The sequence below is a fragment of the Tolypothrix bouteillei VB521301 genome (genome assembly GCF_000760695.4).
In the GTDB taxonomy this organism is placed as follows: Bacteria; Cyanobacteriota; Cyanobacteriia; order Cyanobacteriales; family Nostocaceae; genus Scytonema; species Scytonema bouteillei_A.
In genome coordinates this window covers 1,963,987-1,977,210 of record NZ_JHEG04000001.1, presented here as the reverse complement: position 1 = coordinate 1,977,210, position 13,224 = coordinate 1,963,987, and the positions used below count along the sequence as shown (strand labels likewise).

At 39.1% G+C, this 13,224-nt stretch carries 7 protein-coding genes; 4 read left to right on the top strand and 3 right to left on the bottom strand.

Annotation, left to right across the window (positions count from 1 at the left end; translation table 11 throughout):
- Window positions 1-113 precede the first annotated feature (113 nt).
- Entirely contained in the window at window positions 114-2,627 is a 2,514-nt protein-coding gene (locus tag HC643_RS07920; RefSeq protein WP_038072237.1) for an NACHT domain-containing protein, read from the bottom strand.
- A gap of 311 nt (window positions 2,628-2,938) precedes the next feature.
- On the opposite strand from HC643_RS07920, the gene HC643_RS07915 reads away from it, so the two are divergent.
- The 4 genes from HC643_RS07915 to HC643_RS07900 all read left to right on the top strand — a co-directional run bounded on the left by HC643_RS07915 (window position 2,939) and on the right by HC643_RS07900 (window position 9,588).
- On the top strand, window positions 2,939-3,469 hold the full coding sequence (locus HC643_RS07915) for an ATP-binding protein (protein ID WP_038072240.1): 531 nt from the start codon (window positions 2,939-2,941) through the stop codon (window positions 3,467-3,469).
- 636 nt (window positions 3,470-4,105) lie between these two features.
- Window positions 4,106-4,873 (top strand): peptidylprolyl isomerase, encoded by a 768-nt coding sequence (locus HC643_RS07910; protein ID WP_038072243.1) that lies wholly within the window; start codon window positions 4,106-4,108, stop codon window positions 4,871-4,873.
- 109 nt (window positions 4,874-4,982) lie between these two features.
- The gene (locus tag HC643_RS07905; RefSeq protein ID WP_038072246.1) at window positions 4,983-7,991 is read left to right on the top strand and encodes a peptidase domain-containing ABC transporter; all 3,009 of its coding nucleotides are present in this window, start codon (window positions 4,983-4,985) and stop codon (window positions 7,989-7,991) included.
- A 52-nt stretch (window positions 7,992-8,043) separates the two neighbouring features.
- Window positions 8,044-9,588, top strand: coding sequence for a beta-barrel domain-containing protein (locus HC643_RS07900; protein ID WP_050046294.1), 1,545 nt, complete (start codon window positions 8,044-8,046; stop codon window positions 9,586-9,588).
- 71 nt (window positions 9,589-9,659) lie between these two features.
- Here HC643_RS07900 and HC643_RS07895 read toward each other — a convergent pair whose 3' ends face one another.
- Together HC643_RS07895 and HC643_RS07890 are read right to left on the bottom strand one after the other, a co-directional pair.
- Complete coding sequence (locus HC643_RS07895) at window positions 9,660-10,811, bottom strand: mannosyltransferase family protein (RefSeq protein ID WP_050046295.1); 1,152 nt, start codon at window positions 10,809-10,811, stop codon at window positions 9,660-9,662.
- Between the two features lie 49 nt (window positions 10,812-10,860).
- On the bottom strand, window positions 10,861-12,591 hold the full coding sequence (locus HC643_RS07890) for an ABC transporter ATP-binding protein (RefSeq protein WP_038072248.1): 1,731 nt from the start codon (window positions 12,589-12,591) through the stop codon (window positions 10,861-10,863).
- Window positions 12,592-13,224 lie beyond the last annotated feature (633 nt).

Below are 13,224 nucleotides of genomic sequence, written 5' to 3'. Positions count from 1 at the left end.
AAACGGTAAAGTTCGGGATATAAAAGAACCGACAGGGGGTAAAAGCCAGAAGGCAAAACCTTGTATACTGCATTCTCAAGCTGCACCAGGGAACGAGAGAAAGCGATTGCGAGTTACCTTAACCCTTGTTCTCTAATAAGAGTTTCAGGAATGCGCTTGCTAGGTAGCAACATATAATCGAGAATTTGATTGCGTAACTCTTTAGAAGAGTAATTACTTCCTTTTATACATTCTAGAAGGAGAATATTTGAGTACAAATAATCTTTTAAAATTTTAATTTGTTCGGGGGAAAATTTTACGTCATCATAACCAATATTCAAATACAGCCTCATGACTCCTCTTAAATGTTTGATCCAATCTTGCCAATCAGATTGAGGTGCATTGTCATCAGGAAAGCTCTCCTGTAAGAATATGAGTTCGTCAGCTAAACCTTCGTAATTTAAAGCTCTATCACTGGTAATATTAGAAATAATCTGATTGGGAAAATTATCTTTTTCCAGCGTAATTTGTCTCGTTTGTTTGATAAGAGTAATTACACCCCGATTTTTATCAATTGTTACACCTTCGCCTCCCAATTGAGGAGCCATGACCGTATCGTCGCTTACGGGAAGTTCCTTTCTCAGCAAAGGATTGACTTTATGAGGTTTAAACGGTTTATTATCCGCTTTAGCAGATACTTTGGTATAAGTGTCCACCAAATATAATGCAAAATCAGAAAGGGGTGAGCGATCGATAATCTTCTTTCTTTCTCGATTGAACTCTTTTAAAAGAGTAGCAAGTTTTTGTGCTAAAGCAGAATCGACTTTTGAGAGTTCATTCGTATAAAGCTCAAATTCCTGATCCACGAATAAATAGAAAGCTCTCCAAGAGCTAGATTTGACACCATGATAAGTTGTGACATCATCCAGCCAAGCCAACATCTCTTGCAATCGTTTATTACTCACTAATTTATTAATTTGAATAAATAGAATTTTAAAAAAATCATCAGCATTAGCTAGCCGTCCTGCAATTATGAGAAAGACCTCTCGCCACTGACGATTTACTAAGTGCTGTTTAACAACTTCTTTTAAAAGTTCATAGCTTCGACTCTCTACAATATAATTAGCTACAAAATATTCTTGAAAACTTAAGTGAGAAAATGAATATATATCTTGCGCCTGTTTAACAAGCAATCCGTGATTGGCTTCTATTCTTTTTAAAATTGCCAAACTATCAACAGTTGAAATATCATTAGAAAAATCAGGAAGATTCTCAATGTAATTTCCAATAATTTCTTCTAATTCCCTTTGTTGCCATAAAATTTTATGGGGTTCTTGCAAGAAAGATTCATAAGCTATTTTGCTCATTAAATTAACTTTTTGTTGGTACGGTAGATTGAACTTATTTGTTACACTCCTTTCTATCCGTCTGCTTGCATCCCATTTGCGTAAAAGGATTTCTACTGCATCGTGAATCAGTGAGTACTGATTTCTTGGAAGTTCGTAGCGATCGTCAAATACCAAGCATAACATTGTCAGCAATAATGGATTTGCTGTTAATTCTTCTAGCGATCTATTTTTTTCTATTTTTTCAAGTAAGCTATCTGCTAACTTCAAATCTTCACTTGGTGCAAACCATTTTCTAATAAAAAACTCAACCTGATTGCAATCGAAATCTGCCATTTCCACTTCTGTAAAATCAGGAAATATATAATCAGCAGATCCCGAACGACAAGTAAGGACAAAACGATTTTTAGGAAATCTCTTGACAAAACGATCGATGTTTTGATAAACGCGATCGCTTTTTGTTTCGCCGACCTCATCCAATCCATCTAACAAAATCAAGCAACGACCTTGTTCTAGTAAGTTGTGAACAAATTGAGATATTTCGCAAATATAGTCTGACAAATCTTGTTTAATAGCATCAATAAGATCTTGTTGATTTTCGTCATCAGAAAAAGATTTTAATGAAATAAAAATAGGAATTTTTTGTAATTCTTTATTTTGTTGAATAGAATGTAAAACTAGATGCTTGAGAAAAGTTGTTTTACCTGCACCTGGTCTACCCCAAATAAGCAGCTTAGAATAGTTTTTAACAGCGTCTAAAGCAGATAAATGATTTCTAATTCTATAGTTAAATCGACTAAAGCTTGCACCTTCGTTTGAAAAGTGGCTGAAGAGTTCTTGAATAGTTTTAGACTGTTTTCCTTGAACATTTTCTAAAACATTGACTTGGGCGTAAACACTATTTAGCTCTACGGGGTGAGTCATTGTCAGGACTTTTATAGTACTGCACTTTCTCTGAAGATATTCTTGATAACGCTGAAGCCAAGTTTCTTGCTCATCCGTCTCGACTTTTTCTCCTTGTTCCAATGATGTTTGTTGTCTTAAAGCTTCCTGATAACTGTTATATCCTAGTAAAATTCCACATAAAAAGTTGAGATTTTTCTCCTGCATCTTCGTTGGTTCATCATCCTTAAAGAAATTCCGTATCGTTTTATCTGAAATAATATCTTTGGAATCTTCTTTTTTTTCTTGATAAACCCGATTTAGCTCCCCAATCAGAAATTTAGGTGAAGCACCAAATTTCTCTATATATGCTTGTTTTAATTTTTCAAAAATTTTCTGATGAACTGATATTGCTGCCATGTTTGGTCTCGCTACGCTTTCTAAAATCTTTAAGCACTAAAACTGTCATGCTTAAATCGGCTACACCAAGGATAGAAAAACCTCACCTCCCAAATCTTTCACTTGACACGGAAAGAGCAACATTACTCTTTCTCGTAATATTCTATCAATACATCCAAAGATAGAAAACAGTACTAAGAAAGATTAAATCTACTTTTAGGTATAGGGTTGGAAGCGCAAATAGCTTGTAAAGTAGTAGCAGTTTCCGATCTTTACCGTTATTTACCGCGAATTATTTTTAGAAAAAAATTATTAAACAAAAAGTCTTAATTATGAGTGATAAAGTAATCTCTCCTGAGACGTACATCGATAGTGCTCGGATTAACCGAGAATTTAAAAGATTTGCATCATCCCTGTCAGTTGAACTGAAGCTCTCACTGAATAGCATCCTGGCTTGGGCTCATCTTTGGCGTCAAGGGCGATTGGATTACAGTGCAACCGTTCAAGCTGTTGAAGAAATTGAGCAAAACCTTAAATGTCAGAGTCTCCTCATAGAACAACTTTTGTCATGGCGTCTCACTGCTGACAAACTTGAAGGAGTTAATTGCAAGCCAATGATTGTAGCTGCTGTTAATCAACAATTTGAACGCGATCAATATCTTCAGGTTAAAGAATTTAAATTTTACCTCAATCGCACCTTGAGTCTGACTCAGCTTTGGCATCAAAGTCAATTTAGTCAAAGTACTACCGTTGAGGCTTTTGAGGCGATCGAGCAAAATGCCAAACGCCAAAGCCGAATTTTGGAGAAACTTCTCAATTGGAGTTTCTCAAATCTCAATCTTGCTTCTGAAATCGACTCCTAAAGGGGATTCTTAAGACATTACTGCTTTAATATCCCTATTGCTAGGGTCCCGAGCCTCACCACGTTTGTCCTCCCTTGTTCGCTAGAGCACCGATCCACTAATATTTGTTGACAAAAACTAATTATGTAGGCTAGGGTAAAATACCGATTTTCCGTAAAATATTTGGGTCAGATTTTTAGAAATCGCATAAAAACCGAATACTAAAATCCCCAATTCTAACAAATTGCATAGCTAGCGTTTTAGGTCAAGTACTTTTACTGAACTGGCGCTCTAGTTGCCTGTGGCGGGAGTGGGTATGCTAGGGAAATTACAGAAACTTGCTGGAGGCAGTATTCCATAAATGTCTCAAGCAAAGGTGCCCTCTGCCTTTCCCGACAAAGACTGGCTTTACCAGTCATATAAAATTTTATATTATTATATGTACTATTGTTAAGATACACATCAATTGTATAATTCGTTATTAAAATAGCTAGCGTATGGAAGAAGTGAGTTTGCCTTTACTGGTGGGTGCAGAGGGGAAAACGACTCTTGAGAGAGCTAAAAGCATAACCAACTTCTTTCTGCTGTTTAAATAACATCTACAAACACAGGGCGCAGCACCAAGCAGACTATGCATTTTCAAGTGTCTCGCAGTGAATGACTGAAGTGTTGCAAATTGGTAACCGTACAATCAAAGCGAGTGAATTAACTTCCTTACTGGCTAGCTATCAAATGCTACCTCAGTTCCTGAGGGAGTTAATTCTGGATGAGGCTGTTGAACTAATAGAGTGTACACCTGATGAAGTTGCCCAAACTCAACGGCAGTTTTATGCCGAACATCAGTTTAAAAATGAAGCTGATGTCAGAGCATGGATGGCATACTACCATTTGTCACCAGCGCAGCTAGAGAGAATCGTTACTCGCAGACTCAAAATCGAAAAATTCAAGCAAGCAACTTGGGGGAAAATGTTGGAACCCTACTTTTTCCAGTGCAAAACAAAACTGGACAAAGTAATTTATTCTCTACTGAGAACTCAAGATGCAGGAGTTGCTCAAGAACTCTACTTTCGTATTTTGGCGAAAGAACAGTCCTTTACAGAACTAGCACGAGAATATTCACAAGGTCCGGAAGCCCAAACGAGCGGCTTAGTTGGTCCTGTTGAACTATCTGCACTTCATCCAGGAATAGTGCAATTTCTGTCTAGCAACCAACCAGGTAAACTTTTGCCTCCTACTCGTATTGGTGAGTGGTTTGTCATAGTGCGCTTAGAGAAATATCTCTCGGCACAGTTGGATGAAGCAATGAAATCTCGCCTCCTCAATGAACTCTTTGAAAATTGGCTTACAGAACAGCTTCAAAAACTGAGGAATGAAAAAGAACAGTTAGTGGTGAGTCCAACCCCGTACACGAATTTCCCAACCTAGGGGATTGGTGTTCTCGAAACTTCCTTGTAAAGAAATACCAGAAGGGTTAGTTGTTAGTGGACAAGAACCACTAACAACTAACAACTAACAACTAATCATTTCAAAACTCATGAGTCATACTAAAGCCTCTATTCAAGATTTCTTAACCAACTTAATCCCTTTTAGTCAACTCTCAGCACAAGAACTAGCAAAGTTGTTGCCTAAGCTACAGCTTTTGCGTTATCGCATGGGTCAAATAATTCTCACACACGAACATATATCCTCTCAAGTATCAATTATTTATGAGGGACAAGCACGTTTACTAGCGAACGATCCAAATACTGAAATGCCCATTACACTGCAACTACTTAAATCGGGGGAAATCTTGGGTTGGGTCAGTTTGATAAGGGGAGTTCCTTGTGAAACAGTCATTGCTTCGGAGGAAACAATTTGTGTAAATTTACCTGCAACAGAATTTTTAAGCTTATTAGAGAACTATCCAACATTTGCGCTAGAATTTTACAATCGTTGTAGTATTATTGAAATTTTTGAATTATTAGGTATTGAACTGGCGCGACGAGCTAATAGTGAAGCTATACTAAACTCTTATGCTGTATCCGATATTGCAGAACTCGCTTTCAAGTTATCTAACGAAGCAACTGTTCTGACTCTTGGGAAAAATAAAAAAACTAATGTTCAACTCGATCCTACATTAGATTGGTTTATAAGTAGTAAAGTTTCTGAAAAATTTCCTGTAGGAACTCTTTTAGACATTAAAACTAAGACAAGTGAAATCGTAGGACAAGGTTCTGTTAAACCTCGTTTGATAGGTTTACCACTTAAAGAGGATGAAGTAGAAAGCATCGACGATGAAGATTTTGATTCTTCTTTTACAATTCATTCTTCCGAAGCAATTTTCTATGCACCAGAAAATCCACCTAAATTAGAAGCAGGAGTTCTTTATCAATCGGGTTCGCCTAATTCCAATTATCCCTACATTCAAGGTCGAGGACCAAAGAATGCAACTCTAGCTTGTTTTCATATGCTCAGTCAATATTGGAACATTCCTTTTCGTCGAGATGCGATCGCAAAAGTGCTAGATAATCAAATTCAGCGAACTCAAACTTTGTCATTACAACTTTGTGGTGCTATTGCTGAATTAGTAGGATTAAATGCTCAATTAATTAACAATATCAATGCTATTGGAATTACCAAGCTGCAACCTCCTGCTATGATTCGATGGCAAGATAGTTTTGCTATCCTTTATGAAATCAGCGAACAAAAGCTTGTGTTAGCAGTACCAGAAATAGGGCTAATACATCAAAAAATAGGTAATTTTATCGAAAATTGGGGTGCAGAAGGTCAGGTATTACTACTTAAACCAACTAAGTACACACCCAAGCAAAAATTTAGCTTGCGTTGGTTTATTCCTTCCTTGATAAAATACAGTAAAGTTCTCCTTGAAGTCCTACTTGCTTCATTTTTGGTTCAAATTTTTAGTTTGGCGAATCCTCTGATCGTTCAACTCATTATTGATAAAGTTATTATACAAAATAGTTTTGGTACTCTCAATATTTTAGGTATATTACTGTTAATTTTATCTTTTTTTGAAGGACTCCTGACAAGCCTGCGTACCTATTTATTTGTTGATACAACTAACCGCATTGACCTCACTTTAGGCTCAGAAATTATTGACCATTTGCTACGTCTACCTTTGCGTTATTTTGAAAAACGTCCTGTAGGAGAGTTAGCCACTCGCGCTCAGGAATTGGAAAACATTCGCTCATTTCTTACAGGAACTGCTTTAACAGTGGTCTTAGATGCTGTGTTTTCCGTCATTTATATAGTGGTGATGGCAATGTATAGTTGGTTGCTAACTTTAGTTGCTCTAGCAACTGTGCCACTTTTTGCCTTTCTAACAATAGTAGTTTCCCCCGTAATCCGACAGCAGTTACGAAATAAAGCAGAACGCAATGCCGAAGCTCAATCTTATTTGGTGGAGGTGATGTCAGGTATTCAAACAGTAAAAGCACAAAATATAGAGTTGCGATCGCGCTGGCAGTGGCAAGAGCGCTATGCTAACTATGTCGATGCTGGCTTTAAAACTGTTGTTACTTCTACTGGTGCTAACGTCACAAGTAATTTTCTCAACCAGGTTTCTAGTTTATTAGTCATATGGGTAGGAGCATCCTTAGTTCTTCAAGGAAAACTCTCTTTAGGACAATTGATTGCCTTTCGCATTATTGCTGGTTACGTGACAGCACCGTTACTGCGTTTAACGCAATTGTGGCAAAACTTTCAAGAGACAGCACTCTCTCTAGAACGGCTTGGTGATATTTTGGATAGTCCTGCAGAAGTTACAGAGTTAGACCGTCAGAACATTCCTATGCCTTCTATTCGTGGGGCTGTTAAGTATGAAAATGTCTCTTTTCGCTTTAACCCTAACGGTTCATTGCAACTGAAAAATATTAATATTGATTTTCAACCCGGACAATTTGTTGGAATTGTTGGACAAAGTGGCTCAGGAAAAAGCACTTTAACAAAGCTTTTACAACGACTTTACGAACCAGAATCAGGCAGAATTTTTATTGATGACTATGATATTGCCAAAGTAGAACTGTATTCCCTACGCCGTCAGATTGGTATGGTACTTCAAGATTCTCTCTTATTTGATGGAACAGTTCAGGAGAATATAGCGTTGACTCATCCAGATGCGACACCCGAAGAAATTATACAAGCAGCAAAAATAGCTGCAGCACATGACTTTATCATGTCTCTGTCCAATGGCTATAACACGAGAGTAGGAGAAAGAGGTTCAGCTCTTTCAGGAGGACAGAGACAGCGCATTGCAATTGCTCGTGTAATTCTACAAAATCCTCGCTTACTCATTTTAGATGAAGCAACGAGTGCTTTAGATTACCAGTCAGAGCGAGAAGTTTGCCTTAATTTAGCAGCAGCATTTCGCGATCGCACTGTCTTTTTTATTACCCATCGTTTAGGCACTGTTAAGAATGCTGACGTAATTTTGCTATTAGATCGAGGAGCCGTTGTCGAACAAGGAACCCACGAAGAACTTATGGCGCAAAAAGGTCGTTACTACTGCCTCTATCAACAACAAGAGTTAGTGGCTGGTAGTTAGTAGTTATTAGAAAAACAAATAACAAACAACCACTAACAAACAACAATCAACCATGAACAAATCAATTCAATGCAACCCAGAACCGCTTCCGTCATCAAGGGTGTTAGAACCCGAAGTTAGAGTACCTGTAAATACTTCTACTGAAGATAATAAATTTGCTCGCTCTGTTGTCCTGCGACAATCGCCAATCTGGTCGCGAGCTATCCTTTGGGGAATTTTAGGAGTCACAGCCTTAGTGTTGATTTGGGCACATTTCGCGAAAATTGAGGAAGCAATTCCCAGTCAAGGAAAATTGGAACCTCAAGGAACCGTGAAGGAAGTGCAGGCTCCCGTGGCTGGAGTCGTAAAAGCTGTCCTTGTGAAAGACGGACAACGAGTCCGCCGTGGTGATGTGCTTTTAAGACTAGATCCCACAGCAGTTAGGTCTCAATTAATCTCACTTCTCAAAATTCGTACTGCTTTAATGCAGGAGAATCAATTCTACCGAGCGCAGCTTGCTGGTAAAAATACAAGCTCGAATACATCGTTATCGATCTCGCAAATCCAGTTACCTCCAGGGTTGATTTCTTTGACTCAGAGCAGAGCAGCGTTAATAGCAGAAAATCGGCTTTACCGCGCTCAATTAAATGGACAATATCAGAATCCAAGTTTTTCGCCCGAGGAAGCGGCTCGTATAGAATTTAGTCAAGCGGAATTGCAGGCTCGAGTTTCCTCCGACCAATTGCAGACAGATCAATTAAAAAAACAACTCAATGAAAACCAAGCGCAATTATCGTCTGCTCGGGATATTCGAGAGGTTAATCAGACTATTCTCAACAGTTTTGAACCTCTTGCGGTAGAAGGAGCAATTTCTCGGATACAGTTCCTCAAACAGAAAGAGCAAGTTCGTACTCATCAAGCAGATGTGGAACGGTTAACGCAAGAGCAAGCACGTTTGCGCTTTGCGATCGCTCAATCACAAGAAAAGCTCAAAAATACTATTGCAGCAGCAAAAAAAGAATTGCTCACTCAAATTGCTAGTAATAACAAACAAGTTGCTCAAATTGACAGTGAATTGAACAAGACAATTTTAGAAAATGATAAAAAGATCGCTGAAACAGAAAATCAAATTAGTCAAGCACGGTTAAATTTACAATACCAAGAACTGAGATCGCCATCAGACGGAATTGTTTTTGATTTACAAGCGCGTTATCCTGGTTTTGTGACTAATCCCAGCCAAGCTGTCCTCAAAATTGTGCCAACTGAAGATCTGACAGCAAAAGTTTATATCACCAATAAAGATATTGGTTTTATTAAAGAGGGAATGAAAGTAGATGTCCGAATTGACTCTTTTCCTTTTAGCGAGTTTGGTGATATTAAAGGAGAAGTTGTCTGGATTGGTTCTGATGCTTTACCACCAGACCAAATTCGTCCTTACTACAGTTTTCCTGTCAAAATTCGCTTAGAACGTCAATCTTTGGCTGTTCGCAATCGAGAAGTCCCACTTCAATCGGGAATGTCAATTAATGCGAATATTAAGGTACGCGATCGCACGGTTATGAGCATTTTTACAGATTTATTCTCAGAACAGATTGACAATCTCAAAACAATCAGGTGATGTCATTTTGGATTTTCAATTTTGAATTTGTATACAGATTCCCCCTTGTCTCCCTTGTCCCCCCTATCCTCCTACGCTACCCAATTCCAAATTGCAAAGTCAATCGCGTAGAAAAAAAGCGATATGGCGAACCAGGTTAATATAGCGTAGCCCCAACGAAGGTGTTGCGAAAGCAACATTCCAAAAGCTATAGATAAGGACACAACGCCATAAGCATAGCGGTTGACGGACATGAGAGCACCGGAAAAAATCATCAATAACAACGAGCAAAAACCATAGGCGATAGCAACACGGCTTATTTTGGTGCGTAAGTACCATAACAGGTATCCGCCACCAAAAACCATTACAACTTTAATTAAGCTATCTCTACCTACGGCTATTGCATCTCTCAGGATAAACCACCAATTTGGCTGCGCCCATGCTTTCTGTACGCGAACAAATGCCAAGGGATCGCCAAATCGAATTCCACAATACAAACTAAATGAAACTAACCCAATCCCCACAGCCAAACCTGCTGCATAGGCGATCGCAGGTCTTTTTTCTCTCCAAGCCACAAAAAGGAAAGCGGGTATAAGTGTGATTCCTGTAGCACGAGTTGCACTTGCCAATGCACCCCAAACAGCTGCTTGTACGTGCTGGCGTTTGTCAAATGCTCGTAAAGCCGCAGTTGTTAGCAATAAAAATAAACCTTCAGTATAAATGACAGTCCCAAAGAGTGAAAACGGACACCAAGCAAAGACAGCAATTACCCACCGGGCTATGTGAATACCATGACGAGCTTTTGTCCAAGAATATAACAGCAGCAAAGTACCAAGAAAAGCCAGATTGCTGACAAGTGTACCAGCAACTTCAAAGGGTAAGCCTAGCATCATTACCCCACGAATCACTAAAGGAAACAGGGGATAAAAAGCAATAGAATGCTGTTGCCCGTCATCTAAATAGTCGTAACCTGTCAGTGCAATTCGCCGATACCATTTACCATCCCAATGGGAAAAGAGCTCCCAACTGGGTTCGGGAATAAAACCGGGAACAAAGTCAAGTGGATGTGCAGTTCGCCAATGTGTTTGTACTGGAGATGTGTAAAGTATTGGAGCAATGACTTGCATTGCAACCACAATAACAAGGCGGCTAACCAACCACATTGCAATAACAAAAAGGAATCCTTGAGTTGTCAGCTTATATTTTTTGCAAAGATTGGTTGCTTCTGAAGTTAGTTTTGTCATAGTAAGCACTCAAGCCGCAGACACAAATTCTTTCCAATCTCAAACTAAATTATTTCATGCTAAATTGCTGGGAATAGAACCGTGCATAACGGTTTTCAAACGCCAACAATTCCTCGTGAGTTCCTGATTCTACAATTTGTCCCTTTTCAAGAACTAAAATGCGGTCGCACCGTCGTACCGTGCTTAAACGATGAGCGATAATAAACACAGTGCGCCCCTCCATAAGCCTTTCTAATGCTTCTTGCACCAAAGCTTCTGATTCAGAATCTAAAGCAGACGTCGCTTCGTCCAAGATGAGTATTCTGGGATTGAGGAGAACAGCACGGGCGATCGCAATTCTTTGCCTTTGTCCGCCTGATAAATTGACGCCTCTTTCCCCAACCCAGGTATAGTAACCATCTGGTAATTGAGAGATGAATTTATGAGCGTTGGCAATTTTAGCTGCGTTCTCAACATCTGCCATATCAAACGAATCTCGCCCAAAAGCGATATTTTGAGCAATGGTTCCAGAAAACATGATAGTTTCTTGAGGAACAATACCAATTTGTCGCCGCAAACTGTGCAGTGTCACATCCCGAATATCCACACCGTCAATCAAGATTTGACCTGCATTCGGATCGTAAAAGCGAGGTAAGAGGTTGACAAAAGTCGTTTTACCTGCACCAGAAGCACCAACTAAAGCAATTGCTTCTCCTGGCATTGCTAGTAAACTAATATCTTTTAATACGGGTTCGCCGGATTTATAGGCAAAGGAGACGTGACGATACTCTACCTTTGCGGTAACAGTTGGAAGTATGATAGCATCTGGTTTTTCTACAACTGTTGGTTGAATAGCTAATAACTCGAAAACACGGTCAACTGACGCTTCGCCTTGTTTAAATTCGTTGTAATTGTTAGTTGTGTGACTTATGGGATCGATTAAGGATGCAGCTGCTGCTAGGAAACTAAAAAACTCTGCTACAGTCAAATTACCGCTATCGATCTGCCATGCGGCAAACAATAAAAGCAGCAAAAAACTCACTGCTTGTAGAAAACCAACAATGGGAATTTGAATGGCTTTAAGCCGTTCGGTGGAATATTTTGCTTTTAAAGCACGTTCGGCTTCACGGCTAAATCGAGCAATCTCATAATCTTCGGCTGCAAAAGCTTGTACTATACGGATACCGCTAAAAACTTCAGTCAGTATAGATGATAAATCTGAAACACGATTTTGGCTTTTGAGGGAGAACAATCGCAACCGTTCGCCAAACCATCCAATCAAAAGACCCATCAACGGTGCAACAATCACTGTAGTGAGCGTAAGTTGCCAGTTGAGGTAAATCATATAAATGGGAATGGCTATTAACTGCAAGGAGCAGGGAATAAAATCGTGAAAAAGTTTGTGTACGACTTCTCCCACCCGATCTATATCTTCGGTAAGTCGGTAAGATAGATCGCCTGCTTTTGCTGTTTCAAAATAGCTGAAATTTAATTTTTGGAGATGGGTGTAAACCTGCTTGCGGACGTGAAAAGCAACTCTCAGAGCAGCTTTTGCCATGTAGATATCTTGTACGGACTGAAAAAAGCCCCTCACAAGAAACACGCCACCTAAAATACCCAGAATTTCGGCAATTGCGATCGCATTACCTTTGCCAAAGGCATTTGACAATTCCTTGACAAGCGAGATCAGTGCTAGGGTTGCCAGTACATATCCTATAATGCCAACAAATCCTTTAAGGATTGTTTGCCATTGGGGTCGGATATATGGTAGGAGATGCCAGTAATGAGAGCGTGTTTTCAAGCGATAGAGTCCACTATAATATTTTTCTTTATTTTGACGCGATCGGGTTTCCTATGGTTTCTGAAAGTCAGCGATCGCTAATCAGTGACCGACGAGCGGTGATACTAATTCCCGCTACGCATCTAAATACCACGTAGAAGCCCCTCCAGATTATTTTGGAAAAACAGAAATCGATTCATTTTTCTAATTTCCTACATTGTAAGTATGAAGATTCATCGATCGCTGCTGAAAGTTTTCAGTATGTACGCGGAGAAACTTGCCTTTTGAGAATTTCTTTGATAATTTGAATGGTGCGAGATACTCGTAAAAAACTTTTGCGATTAATCATTTTTTTACGATGATATTCTCAAAAAAAAATGATAATCATATTGGGTGTACTAAGCGATCGCGTGGTTGCTATTAAAAATTGCATTGCCGCTGTATAAATATAGCTATTTTTTACTTAAAGTCCGAAGCGAAATCTCAGTAAAACAGGGTTTTAGCGTCATACCAGACCTTACACGGGAAGTGTGGGCTATCCAAGGGAAGCCTACCTTAACAGGCTAAATAAAGAGCTTAATGAGAGAACCTATATCAATTGATATGGGCTGATTTAAAGTGCCATAAAATGCTACTGACAATGGGGTGTAGAGG

What these genes read in the sequence shown, in the direction of transcription:
- HC643_RS07900 (WP_050046294.1), top strand. Translation starts at nt 8,044, where the DNA reads ATGAACAAATCAATTCAATGCAACCCAGAACCGCTTCCGTCATCAAGG.
- HC643_RS07920 (WP_038072237.1), bottom strand. Translation starts at nt 2,627, where the DNA reads ATGGCAGCAATATCAGTTCATCAGAAAATTTTTGAAAAATTAAAACAA.
- HC643_RS07910 (WP_038072243.1), top strand. Translation starts at nt 4,106, where the DNA reads ATGACTGAAGTGTTGCAAATTGGTAACCGTACAATCAAAGCGAGTGAA.
- HC643_RS07895 (WP_050046295.1), bottom strand. Translation starts at nt 10,811, where the DNA reads ATGACAAAACTAACTTCAGAAGCAACCAATCTTTGCAAAAAATATAAG.
- HC643_RS07915 (WP_038072240.1), top strand. Translation starts at nt 2,939, where the DNA reads ATGAGTGATAAAGTAATCTCTCCTGAGACGTACATCGATAGTGCTCGG.
- HC643_RS07905 (WP_038072246.1), top strand. Translation starts at nt 4,983, where the DNA reads ATGAGTCATACTAAAGCCTCTATTCAAGATTTCTTAACCAACTTAATC.